At 53.6% G+C, this 18,371-nt stretch carries 18 protein-coding genes; 10 read left to right on the top strand and 8 right to left on the bottom strand.

Translation table 11 applies throughout. The annotated features are described in order from the left end of the window. Positions 1–122 precede the first annotated feature (122 nt). Both VEI96_08380 and ubiE read right to left on the bottom strand, forming a co-directional pair. Positions 123–467, bottom strand: a complete 345-nt coding sequence (locus tag VEI96_08380) for a hypothetical protein (protein ID HXX58000.1) — start codon at positions 465–467, stop codon at positions 123–125. A gap of 96 nt (positions 468–563) precedes the next feature. Continuing rightward, positions 564–1,286: a bifunctional demethylmenaquinone methyltransferase/2-methoxy-6-polyprenyl-1,4-benzoquinol methylase UbiE gene (ubiE, locus tag VEI96_08375; protein ID HXX57999.1), complete on the bottom strand. Its 723-nt coding sequence runs from the start codon at positions 1,284–1,286 to the stop codon at positions 564–566. 164 nt (positions 1,287–1,450) lie between these two features. Between ubiE and VEI96_08370 the strand changes: the two genes are divergently transcribed. Both VEI96_08370 and VEI96_08365 read left to right on the top strand, forming a co-directional pair. After that, positions 1,451–1,990, top strand: coding sequence for a DUF4337 domain-containing protein (locus VEI96_08370; GenBank protein HXX57998.1), 540 nt, complete (start codon positions 1,451–1,453; stop codon positions 1,988–1,990). A gap of 101 nt (positions 1,991–2,091) precedes the next feature. Continuing rightward, positions 2,092–2,997 (top strand): nitroreductase family protein, encoded by a 906-nt coding sequence (locus VEI96_08365; protein ID HXX57997.1) that lies wholly within the window; start codon positions 2,092–2,094, stop codon positions 2,995–2,997. An 82-nt stretch (positions 2,998–3,079) separates the two neighbouring features. On the opposite strand, the gene VEI96_08360 is transcribed toward VEI96_08365, so the two are convergent. Both VEI96_08360 and VEI96_08355 read right to left on the bottom strand, forming a co-directional pair. Then, entirely contained in the window at positions 3,080–3,847 is a 768-nt protein-coding gene (locus VEI96_08360; GenBank protein ID HXX57996.1) for a hypothetical protein, read from the bottom strand. A gap of 307 nt (positions 3,848–4,154) precedes the next feature. Further along, a complete protein-coding gene (locus VEI96_08355; GenBank protein ID HXX57995.1) occupies positions 4,155–5,147 on the bottom strand; it encodes a DUF4082 domain-containing protein in 993 nt (330 codons plus the stop codon). Positions 5,148–5,858: 711 nt separating this feature from the next. Here VEI96_08355 and VEI96_08350 point away from each other — a divergent pair. The 4 genes from VEI96_08350 to VEI96_08335 all read left to right on the top strand — a co-directional run bounded on the left by VEI96_08350 (position 5,859) and on the right by VEI96_08335 (position 8,881). Further along, positions 5,859–6,482, top strand: coding sequence for a pentapeptide repeat-containing protein (locus VEI96_08350; GenBank protein ID HXX57994.1), 624 nt, complete (start codon positions 5,859–5,861; stop codon positions 6,480–6,482). Positions 6,483–6,745: 263 nt separating this feature from the next. Then, a complete protein-coding gene (locus tag VEI96_08345; GenBank protein HXX57993.1) occupies positions 6,746–7,651 on the top strand; it encodes a phosphate/phosphite/phosphonate ABC transporter substrate-binding protein in 906 nt (301 codons plus the stop codon). Positions 7,652–8,118: 467 nt separating this feature from the next. Further along, positions 8,119–8,418 carry a PilZ domain-containing protein gene (locus VEI96_08340; GenBank protein HXX57992.1) on the top strand — a complete coding sequence of 100 codons (300 nt, stop codon included), beginning with the start codon at positions 8,119–8,121 and terminating at the stop codon, positions 8,416–8,418. Between the two features lie 22 nt (positions 8,419–8,440). Beyond that, positions 8,441–8,881: a response regulator gene (locus tag VEI96_08335; protein ID HXX57991.1), complete on the top strand. Its 441-nt coding sequence runs from the start codon at positions 8,441–8,443 to the stop codon at positions 8,879–8,881. 99 nt (positions 8,882–8,980) lie between these two features. Here VEI96_08335 and VEI96_08330 read toward each other — a convergent pair whose 3' ends face one another. Further along, entirely contained in the window at positions 8,981–10,333 is a 1,353-nt protein-coding gene (locus VEI96_08330) for a sigma-54 dependent transcriptional regulator (protein ID HXX57990.1), read from the bottom strand. 139 nt (positions 10,334–10,472) lie between these two features. On the opposite strand from VEI96_08330, the gene VEI96_08325 reads away from it, so the two are divergent. The 4 genes from VEI96_08325 (at position 10,473) to VEI96_08310 (ending at position 13,953) form a co-directional block, all read left to right on the top strand. Further along, positions 10,473–11,618: a RuBisCO large subunit C-terminal-like domain-containing protein gene (locus VEI96_08325; protein HXX57989.1), complete on the top strand. Its 1,146-nt coding sequence runs from the start codon at positions 10,473–10,475 to the stop codon at positions 11,616–11,618. A gap of 45 nt (positions 11,619–11,663) precedes the next feature. Beyond that, positions 11,664–12,047 (top strand): cupin domain-containing protein, encoded by a 384-nt coding sequence (locus VEI96_08320; GenBank protein HXX57988.1) that lies wholly within the window; start codon positions 11,664–11,666, stop codon positions 12,045–12,047. An 84-nt stretch (positions 12,048–12,131) separates the two neighbouring features. Continuing rightward, the gene (cysK, locus tag VEI96_08315) at positions 12,132–13,058 is read left to right on the top strand and encodes a cysteine synthase A (GenBank protein ID HXX57987.1); all 927 of its coding nucleotides are present in this window, start codon (positions 12,132–12,134) and stop codon (positions 13,056–13,058) included. 154 nt (positions 13,059–13,212) lie between these two features. Beyond that, positions 13,213–13,953 carry a hypothetical protein gene (locus VEI96_08310; GenBank protein ID HXX57986.1) on the top strand — a complete coding sequence of 247 codons (741 nt, stop codon included), beginning with the start codon at positions 13,213–13,215 and terminating at the stop codon, positions 13,951–13,953. Positions 13,954–14,083: 130 nt separating this feature from the next. Here VEI96_08310 and VEI96_08305 read toward each other — a convergent pair whose 3' ends face one another. The 3 genes from VEI96_08305 to VEI96_08295 all read right to left on the bottom strand — a co-directional run. Further along, on the bottom strand, positions 14,084–14,944 hold the full coding sequence (locus tag VEI96_08305) for an MBL fold metallo-hydrolase (GenBank protein ID HXX57985.1): 861 nt from the start codon (positions 14,942–14,944) through the stop codon (positions 14,084–14,086). A gap of 41 nt (positions 14,945–14,985) precedes the next feature. After that, positions 14,986–16,902, bottom strand: coding sequence for a propionyl-CoA synthetase (locus VEI96_08300; GenBank protein ID HXX57984.1), 1,917 nt, complete (start codon positions 16,900–16,902; stop codon positions 14,986–14,988). A gap of 152 nt (positions 16,903–17,054) precedes the next feature. After that, positions 17,055–18,371 (bottom strand): aconitase family protein (locus VEI96_08295; GenBank protein HXX57983.1); only part of this gene is annotated, 1,317 nt, incomplete at its 5' end.

The following is an 18,371-nucleotide window of genomic DNA, read 5'->3' as shown; positions in this document are numbered from 1 at the left end:
AGCGGACCTCCTGCTCTTCGTCTTTCTCGATGAAACCGACAGAGGCGGGTTCGATCTGAAAAATGCCGAGTTCCTGCAAGAGGGAGAGGACATTCTGGAGGAGACCCTTCGGTCCGACGATCTCAACCTTTGCCATGCGGGCTATCACGATCTTCTCCCGGCAGGATCCTCATGATGTGTCTCATGGTCACCCCTGCCAGGAATCCATGATCCAGCCCCTTCATCATCTCCGCCCTCGCAACAGCCTCATCAAGAATTCCCGCGGCCTTCTTCCCGGCCTCCTCCTTCGCGTCCCGGACAGCCCTTATGAGAGCCTCCTTATGCCTTATCTCCTCCGCGGCCACCTTTTCTTCGGCCTCTCTCTTGACCTGCTCAACCCATTCGCGGGATTTTTTTCTTTCAATCTCTAGGTTTTTCTGTATCTCCTTTTCGGCGGCGACGACGAGAGAGAGGACATCGTTTTCCATAAGCCCATTGTAGCAGCACTGAGAGAAATTTCAAGATGTTTTTTGCGGGTGTGATACGAGCGAGTGCAGCTGTCCGGGGTGAAAGGACAGGACTGCTTACGCTTTGACGGCCTCGTAGAGCGTGGCTGCGCCGAGTGACATCGGACGCGCCTTAACCTTTGTGAAGCCGCATTTTTCCATCATATGCTTGAATTCTTCGGGAGGATAAAAGGTCTCGATAGACTTCGGCAGGTAGGTATAGGGAAGGGATGAGCGCGTAATGATCCGCGCGACCGAAGGCATGATCTTAAAGGTATACAATCTGTAGAGCGGCAGGAGCCAGCGGTTTCCGGGAGTCGTCAGTTCAAGGCAGAAGAATTTACCGCCCGGGCGGAGGACTCTCCGAACCGCGTTCAGTACCGCAACGGTATCAGGCACGTTGCGTATCCCGAAGGAGACGGTCACGGCATCGAAGGAATTATCAGGGAATGCGAGATCCTTCGCATCGGAGAGGACGAAGGAGACGTTCTTGAGTCGGGGGTCCATCTTTTCCCTTGCGCGGTTGAGCATGTCATCGCAGAAATCGAGCCCGACGACCGAACCGCTCTCCCCGACGCGTCTTGCGATGCGAAAGGCCAGTTCCCCCGTGCCGGTGCAGAGGTCGAGGACCCTCTCCCCCTTCCCGATGCCGGAAACGAGCCTTCTCCTCCATACGTGGCAGAGCCCGAAACTGAAAGCCGTGTCGAGCGGGTCTATGTAGGGTGACACGGTCGAGAATATCTGCTTTATGAAGGTGTCCTTCTTCTCTTTCGCCTGCTGCAGGGTAGTTATCTTTGACATGGGCATCTCCGACAAAGGTGTCCGTAGCATCAAACTCGATACAGTATAATTCTAATTGACATCCCCGGTAAAAGACAAGACGTCGCATAGCCGAAATGTCTCAGGCCCCGCGCTTCTTCCCAGGGACATGGTATCATAGCAGCATTTTACGGGGAGGAGAAGATATGGCGGAAGAACAGAAAGAACGATGGTTAAACTATCTGGCCCTCACAACGGTAATCCTTGCTGTCTGTGCGACGCTCTCTACGTTCAAGGGGGGAGGGTTCTCGACGAGGTCGGTTCTCGCACAAACCCAGGCGTCCGATCAGTGGGCCTACTATCAGTCGAAGAGCATTAAGGGCTATCTCTATGAACTCCAGAGGGAGAAACTTGAACTCGAAGAGAAAGCGTTGGGCCCAAAACTTCAAAAACCTCTCGCAGAGGAATATGAAAAAAAGATAGAAGCGTATTCCAAAAAGATAAAAAAATATGACGAGGAAAAGGCGGCGATCGAAAAGGACGCGAAGAAACTCGAGATCACGAGGGAGGACGCGCAGAGTCATTCCCAGATATTCGGGATGGCGGTGATATTTCTCCAGATAGCGATCCTCCTCTCATCTATTGCGGCGCTGCTGAAGAAGAGACCTGTCTGGATAGCCGGCCTCGTGACCGGCCTCGTCGGTATCTTCTATTTCGCGAACGGATTCTTCCTCTTTCTGAAATAGTCCCGTGTCTGAACAAGAGGGGTGTCGAAAAGGAATTGGGAATGATCTGACGACGGTGTTATCATAGGACGGGACCATAGATACTCATTGAGAAGACGCGGATGGAAGGCAACAGGATAGTAATTGATCAAGATCTTTGCGACGGGTGCGGGTTATGCGTAACCGTTTGCCCGACAGGAACGATTTCACTCGTGGGGGGGAAGGCGGCTGTCTCGGAAGCAGAATCGCTCTCCTGCGGACATTGCGAGGCAGTCTGTCCTCATGAGGCGATCCGCGTCGCCGCGATCGATGAAGAGATGTCTCGGTATGCCACGTTCGTCGCGGATCACCGGTGGCTTCCTCCCGGAAGCTATAGCACGTCCGCTTTGGTGCGGCTCATGGCCTCGCGCCGGTCCTGCCGCTGCTTCACCGACCAGCCCGTAGACCGGGTCATGCTCGAAGACCTCATGAAGATCGGTATCACTGCGCCTTCCGGAACGAACAGTCAGTCCTGGACCTTCACCATTTTGCCGACGAGGAAAGCGGTGGCATCCCTCGCAGGGCAGATCGCGTTATTTTTCGCGAGGCTAAACACAAGAGCGGAGAAGACTATGCTCCGTTTGTTCCTCAAACTGATGGGCAGGGGAGAACTCGATGCCTATTACCGTTGCTATTACCGGAAGGTTAAGGAGGCCCTTGAAGAGTGGCATGGGTCGGGCAGAGACCGGCTCTTTCATGACAGCACGGCTGCGATTCTTGTCGGATCTAGAGCGGGCGCGAGTTGTCCTGCCGAGGATGCCTTGCTCGCGACACAAAATATCCTGCTTGCTGCCCACAGCATGGGACTCGGCTCCTGCCTCATCGGATATGCCGTTGCAGCCATGAAGCATAATCCTTCGATCCGGCGGTCTATCGGAATTCCGTCGGAGGAGGAAATTCATGCGGTCATCGCCCTCGGACATCCCGGCGAAGTCTATCAGCGTGTTGCCGGACGCAAGAAAGTGACACCGCGGTATTTCGAGGGATAGCAGCCGACAACAACGTAGCTCTCAGGCAGTCTGTTGTGAATGGGCTGATTCATCACGTGAGACCATCCCGCACCGTTGGGACTTAGATCTGCTGCCCGAGGTGTGCGAGGGCGTCCTTCAGCGGAGCACTCGAAATCCTGATTAACCCACCGAAGGGTTGGTCCAGCTCGAGAAGGAGAAGGAGCGCACTCGCGGCAGACAGCGCGCAGATAAATAAGACTACAAATACCGTCGTATTGGGGGAGGAGAGCAGGCCGAAGCTGAGAAAGATGATGGTAAACCAGCAGACGAGCAGCACGAGGAGCGGCATGGGGAACGAACTCTGCCCGACATGCTCCATGATGAGGAGCCGCGTTTCCGAAATTTCACCGATGATCTCCAAAGAGCGTAATTGGAGTCGGCGCTGCTCTTCGTTCCGGGCCGACAACCGCTGGAGTTCCTGGTTGAGTTCTTCAAAACCGCCCGACTCCTTGGCGGCCTTTGCTACCTCCATCGAACGCTTTGTCGGCCATATCCGCTCAATCGTCGCTGCAACGGACCGGCGGAGAATATCGCGGGCTTCCTTTGTCTCGGGCCCGTAGCGGGCCAGGGTGCGATCGAGCAGGACAATCTTTGCACTGGCCTGCCTGAGTCCGTTATTTACTGCGTCAAACGTGCCCTTTGCCGATGAGATTAAGAGGCTGAGAATGAGAGCTGCCATCGTTGCGATCATGCCGGTCCCCAGCTTCATGACATCCCGGGAATCCTCACTCACATGATGCTCGGGCAGAAGACTCCGGAGGAACATGCCGAGCAGCACTCCGCCGAAGATGCCTGCAAACGCGATAAGGGCAATTTCAAGCGCGCTCATGAGTCGCCTTCATTATTTGCTCATCATATCACACATGCCGTAGGAGAACAAGCCGGGCGACACTAAATGCCATGCTGACCAGTTGACGTATTCTAAATGCGGGTCGTGTTCTTCAGAGGAGTGGGCCGAAGAAACGATTGATTCGCAGTTCCGTCGTGTCGAAGGCGAAACCGTTCCCACTCCGGAAAATTAAGAGACGGTATCTAAGTCTGCCGCCTGATTTAGCGGTTCCGATGGTAAGCGCATTTGCCCCCATCGTTCACCACGCGCGGACTCCTTCGGTTGTCCCTGTTATCGGCACGCCTTGTCATGGTTGGAAGACGACATCCACCCAGTAGTTGGAACTATTCCATCCATTTCTGGGAAAAATGCCGGTGGATCCATAGGCATACACGCCGTTGAAGCCGGACACTCCGTTGGCCAGCGCCTGGAGCGGCGGGTTGTCCGCGCCCTTGCCCTTGAAGTAGTTCCGATCGTCACTGAAGTGGCCCACATTCGTGTGGTAAGACGCCACATAGACGGTATTTGCAGTGACTATAACGGGCGCCGAGAAGTTCACCTGCTGCCATCCCGAGGCGGTCTCACTGGTGAAGGTGGCGGTGGCCAGCTTCGTTCCGCCACTCGTCCAGAGGTTGGCCACGTGGGTGCCGGTATTGGCACTCGCCTTGTAGAAGCGAATGCCGATAATCGTGCCGTTCGAATCTACCCGGAACTTAACTCCCAGTTCAACCGGTTTACTCGGACCTGAGTCCGCGACTACGGGAATTGCAGAGGCGGGCCATATCGTGTACATTGAGGCGCCCGGAACCTGGTCATTGACAAAGGTGGCGGTTATCGTATGGTTGGCGGTAACATTGCTGAAGGTATAGCTAGAGACCTTGCCCACCGAAGAGCCATCGACAGTTATCCCGGCAACGCTATAGCCCGTGTTGGGGGTGATCGTGAATGTCTGGCTCGCCCCGCTATTGACTGCCGTAGCACCGGAGGGACTGATTGTGCCGCCTGCTCCCGCAGTGGCGGTAATGGTATAGGCTGTAATCCCAAACGTCGCCGTTACCGTTGTATTTGCATTCACGGTGAGTGAGCATGTCCCGGTACCGGTGCAGCCTCCCCCCGACCATCCGGACATCGCCGAACCTGTCGCCGGCAAGGCCGTCAAGGTTACTACGGTGCCCTGGTTGTATGCCCCTGAACAGCTGGTGCCGCAGTTAATGCCGGATGGAGAACTGGTTACGGTTCCAGAACCACTTCCAGTCTCGCTTATGAGAAGTGTATACTGCTGAAGTATTGTCCAACTCACCTCATTGGAGTAAGTGCTCTGATTTCCTGATGTGTCGTAGGCGGCAACCGCGAAATAGTAGGTAAATCCACCCGTCAGGTTTGAAACCGTGAAGGTCGTCACGTTTCCGACATTGACGTCCTGTCAGTAACTCCATGAAACCGTTCCGTAATAGACTTTGTAGCCGGCAAGATCTGTCAATGCCGTGCCATCCGTGTTGGTGGTTGGGGGTATCCATGATACTGTTGCCTGTGCCGGGTAGGCATTTTCTCCATGAACAAATATCCACAGGGTTAGCACTGACAAAAAGAGAATGCGGAACAGGGAATGATGAAGCCACCTCGATATCGCAGGTTGTGCATCGCGCATTGCCGGGCTCGCTGACGACATATTCTTTTGCCTCCTTCTTTCGGGACAATCCATGTCACGCAGCTCATGAGGATGATGAAACGGTCCGAAAGCTTTCTTCTTGTCAGCAATTTCATCCTCAATAAAGGTATTACAAGCGCTGACCTTGATAGAGACACTCTTAAATTACAATTAGTAAATGAAATTACAATTAAAATAAGGTTATTCTTTCTTCATGAAGTAATGTTTATTCTTCCTCGACTATCTTTTTTCCAGAAAATAAAAAATGTTTTCACGAGGGAGGAGGCTGCTCCTTCCGGAAAATTTGGCAGGGTACACATGCTATAATGGTGAACGGTACTCCTGATAGGTGAGAGGAACGGTATGTCTCAGAAATCTGAATTGCTGAGTCTATTTGTCTTTATCGGCTTTATTCTCGTCTGCTGTGCCGCAGCAAAAACGTCTGATGGATTTCCCGGTTCAGCTGTCACCTCGGAAGATGAAAGATTGACTGCGGAACAGGTCAAAGAGACGCTGAAAAAGAGCTTTGTCCTCACGGGAAAAGACTTGAGCGGATTGGACCTCGCGGGAATGAATTTGGAAAACGCAATCTTGAACAAGGTGAACCTGAGAAAGGCGAATCTACGCGGAGCGAATCTCATTCGGGCTTCTTTGAATGAAGCGGATTTGAGTGAAGCAGATTTGAGTGGAGCCAAGCTGAGCTATGCCGACCTCACTCAGGCCAATCTGAGTAAGGCCAACTTGAGCAAGGCCCAATTAGACCACGCGTGGCTGAACAAGGCAGATCTCCGCAAGGCCGATCTGACCGGTGTGTATATGAGGAAGACTTCCTTAATTGATGCGAACCTGCAAGATTCAGTGCTGACCGGTGCGAACCTGAGCATGGCCGATCTCGAAGGTGCCGACCTTACGGGCGTCGACCTCACTGACGTGAACATGAGGAATGCAAAGAATGTAGATAGGGCCAAGGGCATAAAGATGCCTTGACGGATTGAATCTGCAATAGTCATTATTGGCATTGACAGCTCTTGTAAACAGAATTACTGACTTGTATTTTCAAACGGAAACCCTTGTCCACTGCCGTCGGAATGCTTCGGCGAATCCATCGACGAGTTGTGGTCAAGTTGCCAATCTTATCGACTGTTAAGTTCGGAAAAAATATGAGAAAGTCTATTGGCGGATAACGGGTAGGAACAGATACCTCATTGACTCTTGCAATCGAACAAACAAGCTGTTAAATTTATTTTATCATGCAGATATTTTTTTTGATAATGTGCCTTTCCCTGTGTCTCTTGACGGGCTGTAGCAAGACAACCTCTACGCCGCAAGGGAAACTACCCGAAGAAAAAGTCCTCAAGATCGGCCTTGTGCCGGAACAGGATGTATTTCAGGAGATGGAGAGGTATCAACCCCTCGCCGATTATATCTCCACGAAGATCGGCATGAAAGTAAACCTGAAGGTTCTGCCAGCGTACGGCAATATCATTGATAATTTCCTGTCTCTTCATCTGGACGGGGCCTTTTTGGGAAGTTTTGCCTATGCACTGGCACATTCAAAATTAGGGCTTCAAGTTCTTGCAAGGCCCGAGTATTTTGACTTCCTGTCGACCTATCATGGCGTAATTTTTGTGAGGAGAGACAGCGGCATAAGAGCGGCAAAGGACATGAAGGGAAAAAGATTTGTTTTTGTGGATAAGGCTACTACAGCCGGATACCTTCTTCCTTTGGCATATTTTAAGGAACACGGGATTAACGATTACAAAGGTTACTTCAAGGAGTCTTATTTTGCAGGCACCCATGGCAATGCAATAAAAGATGTTCTCAATGGAAAGGCGGATATAGGGGCCGCCAAAAATACGGTATATGAGAGGATGGCAAAGACCGATAGCAGAATAACGAATGACCTTATTATTCTTGAAGCCTCGCCTGATTTGCCGGAAAATAGCCTGGCAGTCAGAAAGGAGCTCAGTGATTCCATCAAGAACAAACTGAAAGGTGTCCTCTTAACCATGGCTGATGATCGGGACGGCAGAATTGTTATGAAGAATTTTGGCGCCCGGCGATTTATCGTCACAGCGGATGAAGATTACGAGCCTGTTTACGACTATGCAAGGAAGATTGGTCTGAATCTCGCCACTTATGACTACGAGAATTAAGAATACAAGAAAATATATGCTTGCCAGCATCTGACCTTAGAGACATTGTCCAATAATTTACGAGCGAAAATTGACCGACTGAAGAACCACGCACTACTATTTGTAGATTTTATGAATAAATCGCAGGCACGAATCTATGATATAAATCATACTCAGGATACAGTAAAGATTTCTATAGTTTTATATGAAAACATTATTGTTTTTCGTATTTGTGAGCGCCGCGTGTATTACGCCGACCAGCCGTGAGGCCCACGGCTGCAATGTTTGCCACAGCAAAAATCCGAAGATGGTCAAGATGCATGAGGAACTGGGTTTCAGGGATTGTTTTAAGTGCCATGGACAAGGGCTGGAGAGGACCCAGGAAAGACAGAAGGCCCAAATGACAGACGACTCTCGGTGCATATCCTGTCATAAGAAATAGGCATCGCGTAACTCGAAGTTCTTGGGAGGCAGGATAAAGGGCGAAGGTGGAGAAGAAGAAAAGAAATAATGCCCGTCGCGGGATTCTCGCTAAGTTCCAATTCTGCATTGGTATGAAATCAAGAGAAACCTTTGAAGGTATCACGCTTGACATGTCTTCAGAAGGTTTTGGTTTCCTGACCGGAGCAATTGTGAAAGAAGGACAGACCATAACAATAAAGAAGCACACGGTGCCTGATCTTAAGGGTAAAAAAGCAAAGGTGATATGGGTAAAAAAAGGTTCTCAATACATCGAGGCAGGAGCAAAGATCTCCATGGATCGCGAAAATACTATAACCAGGGAGTGACAGATTGCACGTGGAAAGACGAATGAGAAAGCCGAGAGTTCTCATCTTTGACGATAACATTGCTATTATCAGGACTCTGGAGGATTTCTTCAAATTGAAGGGATATGAGGTGTTTTCTTATACGGAACCTATCACCTGCCCACTCTATGAGAGAGGCGCTGAGAGTTGTGACAAGTCGCTGGGGTGCGCTGATATTGTTATCACAGACCTTCATATGCCACGAATGACGGGAGCTGAACTGTTGAGACGTCAGAAGGAGAGAGGGTGCAGGTTGGGAGCTGAGAATAAAATCATCATGTCGGCATACATGGCGGGGACATACGAAGAGATGATTAAGGAATTAGGGTGTTCTTTCTTCTATAAGCCATCCCTGATGTCTGCGCTTCCGGACTGGCTCAAAGAGCGTGAGAAACACTTTGTCCTGTCGGAACCATTGGACGTCTTAGAATCAGTTCGCGCATGATTCAGATGCATGAACCCCACCGATGCCCGGTTATGAAAAGTTTTTTAACACGGGGAAACAGAAATGCTTCCAAGACAGATATCTGCCGGAGCGTCCGGCTCAGTACCTCAGTTTTTTCCTGAGGGTGAGGCGGTTGATGCCGAGGATGCGCGCGGCTTCGGACTGATTTTCCTTCGTGTAGGCCAAGACATATTCGAGCAGGGATTTATCCACTTCGCTGTGGACCCTCTCAAAGATGTTCCTCTCCTTTCTTGCTATCGCTTCCCTCACGAAAGGGATGACCGCCGAAGCGATGCCCTCGGATAAGGCGGGTCGGCCCTTCGAAAGCGGGCGCTCAGCGAATTCTCTCAGTTCATGGGTCGAGAGGAAGTTCGTCTTGCTCAGCGCAAGGGCGGAGCGTATCGTATTTTCGAGTTCACGGATGTTTCCGGGCCAGTCATGGGAGGACATCCTCTTGAAAAAGGCCTTTGTGATGCCTTTCACCTGCCTCGGGGCGGTATGCCGGTAGCGGTTGACGAAGAACTGAATGAGAGGGAGGATGTCCTCCTTGTGTTCGCGGAGAGGGGGTATATGAATCGCGGTGACCCGTAATCGGTGATAGAGATCCTCCCTGAATTTCCCTTCCCTGACCATTCCCGGGAGGTCCCTATTCGTGGCCGAGATGACACGCACGTTGACCTGGACCTCTCTTGTGCTGCCGAGCGGATAGAACGTCTGGGTCTGGAGGAAGCGGAGGAGTTTTCCCTGCAGGGGAAGAGGCAGTTCGCCCACCTCATCGAAAAAGACGCATCCTTCGTCGGCGATCTTGAGCATTCCTTCCTTGGCGGCAAGGGCACCGGTGAATGATCCCTTCTCGAACCCGAAGAGTTCCGATTCGAGGAGCGTATCGGGGACGGCGGCGCAATTGACAATGACAAAGGGCTTCCCGAAGCGTGCCGATAGCTGCGCTATCGATTCGGCGATAAGCTCCTTGCCGGTCCCCGTCTCTCCGGTGATGAGGACAGGGGCATCGACCTGCGATAACCGTGCCAGTTTTTTGCATACGTCCATGATGAGGGGCGACTGTCCGACGATGGCGCATGTCGGTGTCGGAGGGAGACTTGCGACGGGGATCGTCTTTCTTATCTCGTCCCCGAAGTCGCGCAGGTCCTGAAGCAGACCGACAACGGTATCACGCAAAAGCGGACGATGGACGATCTCATAGGCCCCAAAGGTTGTGGCAACCATCGCCAGCTCCGTCCTCTTCTGCCGTGTGACCGCGATGACAAAATTATTTTCCTGAAGTTCCCCTATGCGGCCGGGCCGGATCGTGTCTATATCGAAAAAGACGAAGGCGCTTTCGCAGGCCGAGACCTGGGACGAGACCTTCAGGCCCTTCGGGATGATCTCCGACAGCTCTTTCTCAAGAGAAGGGTCGCGGGTGAAGAGCATGATCTTTTCCGTCTTTTCCATGTGGATAATTACTATACAGGATGATTACCTCCTAGTCAATCGATGCTGAAGACCGGATACCACTGGAACATGTCCCGTCTCTCCCCTTACAGGGAGACGGGGATTTTACGACACCGGTGAAAAAAAGTTAGAATTGACTATGACGGATGATAAGAGAATAACGGTCACCTACGTCATTACCGCACCATCTCACGATATCGAAAAGGTATCCGAGGAGATTGCGCTTGAGCAGACAGTGGAAGTCCCGAGGTCGGTCGTACGGGAGGAGCGGATATTCGATGAGATCGTCGGCAAGGTGATTTCGATTGAGAAGACCGGTAGCGGCGACATAAGCCGGTACCTCGTGAGGATCGCCTATCCCGAGATCGTTACGGGTTTTCAGGTCCCGCAATTCATGAACCTGCTTTACGGGAATATCTCGTTCAAGCCCGGTATCAAAATAACCGGTATCAATTTCTCGAAAGACTTTGTCCGGGCATTCAGGGGGCCGAAGTTCGGGATAGAAGGAATACGGAAGGACGCGGGGGTATTCGGCCGGCCGCTCATCGCAACGGCCTTGAAGCCGATAGGCACATCTGCCGATCAGATAGGGGCATTCTGTTATCGGTTCTCCCTGAGCGGCATAGACATTATTAAAGACGACCACGGGCTCGTTGATTTTCCGTTCTGCGGATTTCGTGAAAGGGTGTCCAGGTGCATGGAGGCCGTCGCAAAGGCAGAGGGGAAGACCGGTAAGAGGGCCCTCTACTTCCCGAACGTCACGGACAGCTTTGAGCGGATCATGAAGAACATAGAATTCGGGCTCGAAGCCGGCGTGGGCGGGTTCCTCGTCTCTCCCTTTCTCGTCGGCCCGGACACGGTGCGATACATCGCCGGGTGCGATTGGATAGACAAACCGCTCATGTCTCATCCTTCCTTCAGCGGCAATCTCTTTACGCATGGTGATCAGGGGATAAGTCCCGAAGTTATCCTCGGAAAATTCTTCAGGCTCATCGGAGTTGATTGTTCCGTCTATCCGAATTTCGGCGGCAGGTTTCATTTTGACAGAGAGACCTGCTCGGCCATAGCTCATTCCCTGACGGACGATCAGTATCATCTGAAACGGTCATTTCCGACCCCGGCAGGAGGAATGCATCTCGATACCATCGCTGAAACGGCGCGTTTTTACGGAGAGGATGTCATCCTCCTTGTCGGCGGCTCCCTCTATTCACGATCGGATGACCTGGGCGAGAATGTCCGGTATTTTTATGATGAGATTACGGAACAGAAGCGGCTGCAGAAATAGTGTGAAGGGGCCGATAACCTTTTCGGGGAAGGAGACAGGATTTGTATGGGTGTAATTCATCGTTACACGGGGGAAGAGGGCGACTATAACTGGGAAGGTGCCATCCCCCGCGGCTACAAGAAGGATAGGACGAAGAATGCCGACGGGAAGGTCCTTATCGGGAAGGCAGACGGCGCACAACAGTTCATCATCCGTTACTTCCGTGTGGAGCCGGGCGGCTGGACCGCCCTGGAGAACCACCCCCATGACCACGGCATCTTTATTCTTCACGGGAGGGCCCGCATCTTGCTCGGAGAAGAGGAGGTAGAAGTCGGCCCCCGCGATGCCGTTTATATCGCTCCCGATGAGGTCCATCAGCTTACTCCCATCGGTGATGAACCGCTCGGTTTCCTCTGCATCGTGCCGCCGAAGGAGAACGAGATCGGCTGAAGACGGATTGATTGAACGATGGTGCTCCGCCGTCAGAGTATCTCGAGGCGGTTAGTTCATAGAAACGGAAAAGAGGAGGTCTTTATGTCGAGGATATTCGACAACATAACAGAGACGATAGGGAATACCCCGCTCGTGAGGTTACATCAGATCGTGAAGGGGGCGAAGGCGGAAGTCCTTGCCAAATTGGAATCGTTCAACCCGCTTTCGAGCGTAAAAGACCGCATCGGGGTGGCGATGATAGAAGACGCGGAGAGAAAAGGACTCCTTACGAAGGGAAAGGTGATTATCGAACCGACGAGCGGAAATACCGGCATCGCGTTGGCCTTTGCGGCTGCAGCAAAAGGGTACAGACTGATCCTCACCATGCCGGAAACGATGAGCATCGAGAGGAGGCACCTCCTCCAGATATTCGGTGCGGAGCTCGTCCTGACCCCCGGCGCAGAGGGGATGAAGGGCGCGGTCAAGAAGGCCGAGGAACTCGTGAATGTTACTCCCGACGCCTTTATGCCTCAGCAGTTCAAGAACCCGGCCAACCCCGAAATTCACAGGAAGACGACCGCCGAAGAGATCTGGAAAGATACGGACGGAAAGGTCGACATTCTCGTGGCCGGTGTCGGAACGGGGGGAACCATAACAGGTGTCGCCGAAGTGATGAAGAAGAGGAAGGCAGGATTTAGGGCGATAGCGGTTGAGCCGGAAACCTCTCCGGTCCTGTCCGGGGGAAATCCCGGTCCCCACAAGATCCAGGGAATAGGGGCCGGGTTTGTCCCCGATATTCTCAACAGAGAGATTATTGACGAGATTATCAGGGTCACCGATGAAAATGCCGGGATCATGGCGAGGCGCCTCGCAAAGGAGGAAGGGATCCTCGGGGGCATCTCGTGCGGAGCCGCACTCTGGGCGGCCCTAGAAATTGCGAAGCGGGATGAAAACGAGGGAAGGCTCATCGTCGTTATCCTTCCTGATACCGGCGAGAGGTACCTTTCGACATGGCTCTTTAAGGAGTGAGAAAGAGTGGCATACCAGTATCATTTCGTCGGTCTCGTAGGGTGAGACAACCGGCTTCGGTCCTCTTGCAAGGGAAAGAGTCTCTTTTTCCGAAAATGTTCGTATAATAGACGGACGGGTAACGCGCCGTCGAAGTCAGCAGGGGGTGAGGCATATGAAACGGTTCAGATGGCTTATTATATCGGGTATCCTATTCATCGCGCTATCCGTCATCCTCTACGTTGCGGAGATTGCGATCTTTCACGCCCCGCGCGACACGTTCTTTTACTTCTTTCAAGACCTCGCCTTTGTCCCGATTCAGGTCCTTCTCGTCACCCTGATCATCCACCGTTTGCTGAACGAAAGGGAGAAGCGTTCGAGGCTCGAGAAACTGAACATGGTCATAGGGGTCTTCTTCAGCGAGGCCGGGCGGGATCTGCTGAGCCGTTTCTCCGAAAGCGACCCCGGAATCGAGCGGGTGAGGAAGGATCTTGTGGTGACGAACAACTGGTCGGACAGGGAATTTATCGGGATGTCGAGACGCCTAAAGAATTACGAATACGAGATCGGCATTCAGAAGATAGATTTGGCAGATTTACGGACCTTCCTCATGGAGAGGAGGGAGTTCCTTCTCCGACTGCTCGAAAACCCCAACCTGCTCGAGCACGAATCTTTTACCGAACTCCTGCTGGCGGTCTTTCACCTTGTCGAGGAACTCTCATTCAGGAAAGATGTGGAGCACCTGCCCGATACGGACCGTGCCCATATCGGGGTCGATGTGAGGAGGGCGTATGCGTTGCTGGTCCATGAGTGGCTCGACTATATGAAACATCTAAAGGACAATTATCCGTTCCTCTTTTCGCTCGCGATACGGACGAACCCCTTTGATCGCGATGCGTCTCCCATTGTGAGGTGAGGGTGAAAAACGTCTTAGGAAGAGAGACAGACGGATACATCGCTTATGCCGAAATATCTCCCGAGGCATTTCTTTTCAGAGAAAAGGTGAGACTCACCTCCACAATCGCTCCGTCATAGACCGCAGCGTCTCATGAGCCGCCACCGCTCCATCTCTCGACGACATCGCCCTTTTCGTCGAACTTGCAGGCGCGCAGCAGGGGGTCGTGGTAAAAGGTGAACCATGCCCCGTCCTTTACCCCCTGAGCCAGCCAGATCTCTTTCTGGCTTATCGAGTCCATCGGATAATTGTCGAAGGCGGTAATCCAGAGCGGATTGAACTGGACATGGACCGGCAGGAGATCCCCGAGGTGAAGGGCCTTCTGTCCGCGTGATTCGATAAGGACTATTTGATGCCCCCTGGTGTGACCGCCCGTGCGGACGACTCTCAGTCCCGGGATTATCTCTTTTTCCCCGTCCGCAAGTCCGAGGTTTCCGTTCTCTCTCAGGGCGGCGTAATTGACCGGCCAATAGGTATTGACCGACCGTCTGTTCGGATTCAACGCATCCTCCCATTCCTCCCGCTGGACGATGTGACGGGCCCTCGGAAAGGTGAGGACGATGCGATCTCCGCTCTCCCTCATCGTTACACCTGACGCGTGGTCCCAATCAAAGTGGGTCAGAATGACAAAACGAATGTCTTCACGTGCGATTCCGAGATCTCTCAGGTCTTCGAGAATGTGCCACCCTTCCTTGACCCTGAATATCTTCCGTTGTTTCTCATCGAGTTTGTTCCCGATGCCCGACCCTATGAGGGCGAACGTGTCACCCGTCCTGACGAGTATAGGCGACGCTGAGACGGGCACATAGTTCCGGTCCTCCGGCTCGGGAGGGTACTTCTTCTCCCAGAGCACCCTCGGGACGACGCCGAACATCCCGCCGCCATCGAGTGCGAACCTCCCGCCACGGAGCCAGAAGAGCTCAAAGTCACCTATTCGCAGTCCTTGCTTCATGACCTTTTTTCAGGGGAAAACCGACGGGTCCTTTCGGCACTTCATGATGCTGCCTCTCCATGCCCCCGCCGTGCGTAGCCGATCCCTTTCAGGGCTGACTCGATCTCCTCCAGAATCGCCGGATCATCGATCGTCGAAGGAACCCGGTAATCTTCCCCATCGGCGATTTTGCGCATGGTGCCCCTCAATATCTTGCCGGAGCGTGTTTTCGGAAGCCGTGCGACAACAGCCGAGTCCTTGTAGCAGGCGATCGGACCGATCTCATCCCGTATCAATTGTGCCAGGTCTCTCCTGACTTCTTCCGAAGTCATATGCTCTCCCGCCTTCAGGACCACGAAACCGAGAGGGAGTTGCCCCTTCAGGGAGTCGGCGGCACCGATGACCGCGCATTCGGCGACGGCAGGATGCGTTGCGATGATCTCCTCCATCTCCCCCGTTGAGAGACGGTGACCAGCGACATTGATGACGTCATCTACGCGGCCCATGATAAAGACATAGCCGTCTTCGTCTCTATAGCCCCCATCGGCGGTGAAATAGTAACCACGAAACATGTTGAGATAGGACTGGAGAAACCGTTCATCCGAATTCCAGAGCGTCGGCAGTGTGCCCGGTGGAAGCGGAAGCTTCACCACAACGAGGCCTTCCTGTTTCGGCCCGAGAACCTTACCCGAGGTATCGAGGATCTGGACGTCGAAGCCCGGGACGGGCTTTGTCGAGGAGCCCGGTTTAATCGGGAACTCCTCTATCCCCATGCAATTCGCCGTGATCGGCCAGCCCGTCTCGGTCTGCCACCAATGGTCGATGACCGGCTTCTTCAGAAGATTGTGCGCCCAGTGATAGGTATCCGGATCGAGCCGCTCGCCTGCAAGGAAGAGATATCTGAAGTTTGAGAGGTCGTATTTTCCGATATATTCGCCTTTCGGGTCCTCCTTCTTTATCGCCCTGAAGGCGGTCGGAGCGGTGAAGAGGGTCTTGACCTTATGCTGAGAGATGACCCTCCAGAACGCGCCCGGGTCAGGGGTGCCTATCGGCTTGCCTTCATAGAGAACAGTGGTGCAACCGGTGATGAGCGGCGCATAGACGATGTAGGAGTGGCCGACGACCCATCCCACATCGGACGCGGCCCAGTAGACTTCCCCGGGCCTCGTATCATAGATGTGTTCGAGACTCCATCTGAGTGCCACGGCGTGGCCGCCGTTGTCGCGCACGATTCCCTTTGGCACCCCGGTTGTGCCGGATGTATAGAGGATATAGAGCGGGTCTGTCGCCTTGACCGGCACGCAATCTACCGGCGCGGCAGTCGAGACAAGGTCTTCCCAGTCGACGTCGCGGCCCGGAATAAGGGGGGCCTTGACAAGATGCCGCTGAAAGAGCACACACTTCTCCGGTTTGTGTGAGGCGAGTTCGAACGCCTTATCAATCATCGGCTTGTATTCGATGAGGCGTTTCCCTTCAAGCGCACCTGAGGCAGAGATAATGACCCTCGGTTTTGCATCGTCTATCCTGATCGCGAGCTCGTGGGGTGCGAACCCGCCGAAGACGACGGAATGGATGGCTCCGAGTCGGGCGCAGGCAAGCATCGCAACGGCAGCCTCGGGAATCATAGGCATATAGATGAGAACCGTATCTCCCTTTCCGACGCCGAGCCCTTTCAGCGCGCCCGCGAACCGGGCTACCCTATCACGCAGCTGCATGAATGTGAACTTCTCGATGGTGTTCGTGACCGGACTGTCGTAGATGAGGGCGACCTGATCCGCCCGTCCGTTTTCGACGTGCCGGTCGAGTGCGTTGTAGCAGGTGTTCAGTTCGCCGCCCGAAAACCAGCGGTAAAACGGCTTGTTCGAATCATCCAGGACCTTGTCCCATTTCCTGTACCAGGAGACGGCCTCCGCAGCCTCACCCCAGAACTTCTCAGGGTCCCGAATGCTCCTCTGAAAGATTTCTTCATACCTCCCCATTGCTGACCTCCTCTTGCCGTCCGTTGTTTATTCCTCTTTCACCTTCGGAACAGATGCAGACCATTCTCCCGACATGCTCCCTGTGCGAAAGCGCAGTCATGATAGTAACGTCTCCACCTCAATCTCGCCTCTGAGACCCGACACGAAGGGCATTACGCCCGGGCGATTAATTCACGAAGCACAAAGGGAAGAATTCCCCCATGCCGGTAATAATCAATTTCGATGGCGGTATCGATACGCAAAAGGAGTTTCACTTCCCTTTTAGCGCTGCCCTTGCGTTTGATCAACAGGCCGACTTCCTGCTGCGGCTTGAGTTCTTCGAGACCGCAAATATCGAACTCCTCATCCCCGCTGATGGAGAGTGTCTGAGCCGAATCATCACCCTTGAACTGAAGCGGCAGCACGCCCATCCCGATAAGGTTCGAACGGTGGATACGCTCGAAGCTTCTCGCGATGACCGCCCTCACGCCGAGGAGCTGTGTGCCTTTTGCCGCCCAGTCGCGTGACGAACCGGTACCATATTCTTCGCCGCCGAAGACGACAACCGGCGTGCCCTGTCCCTTATATCGCATCGCCGCGTCATAAATGGACATCTGCTCCCCGGACGGCTGGAACAGGGTGAGGCCGCCCTCCACGCGGGTTCCGTCATCTCTCTGCGGGATCATGAGGTTCTTGATGCGCACATTGGCAAAGGTACCGCGTATCATGACCTCGTGATTCCCCCGGCGGGTCCCATAGCTCTGAAAATCCTTCCTCGCCACGCCCTGTTCGCTCAGATACCTTCCGGCGGGGGATGTCTCCTTGATAGCGCCCGCCGGACTGATGTGGTCGGTGGTGAGGGAGTCGCCGAAAATACCGAGCGCACGCGCAGCAAGGATGTCGCCGGTCTTGTCCTGCCGCATCGTAAAGCCGTCAAAGAACGGCGGCTCGGCGATGTAGGTCGACTTCGGCCATGTGTAAATTTCGGACGAAACGGATGATACCCTGTTCCATAATGCGTTGTCTTTCGTCAGGTCCGAATAGAGGCGCCGATAGATTTCCGGGTCCGTGGCGTAAGGCATCACGCCGGACACCTCGGCGCTGCTGGGCCAGACGTCCCTGAGATAGACCGGCTTGCCGTCACTGCCGGTGCCGAGCGGCTCGGTCTCGATATTCCTCAGTATCATGCCCGCAATCGCGTAAGCAACGACCAGGGGCGGGCTCATGAGGAAGTTGGCCCGAATATTGGGATGGATGCGCGCCTCGAAGTTGCGGTTGCCCGAGAGCACCGCGGCGCAGACGAGATCATTCCGGATAATCGTTTCCTCGACACCGGCATCGAGCGGACCGGAGTTACCGATACAGGTCGTGCAGCCGTAAGCCGAGACAAAAAAGCCGAGCTTTTCCAGGTAGGGCAGCAGTCCGGCTTTCCTCAAGTACTCAGTCACGACACGGGAACCCGGAGCGAGTGATGTCTTTATCTGTTTTCT

Source organism: Thermodesulfovibrionales bacterium (assembly GCA_035622735.1).
In the GTDB taxonomy this organism is placed as follows: Bacteria; Nitrospirota; Thermodesulfovibrionia; order Thermodesulfovibrionales; family UBA9159; genus DASPUT01.
This window is presented reverse-complemented; position numbering and strand designations above follow the sequence as displayed.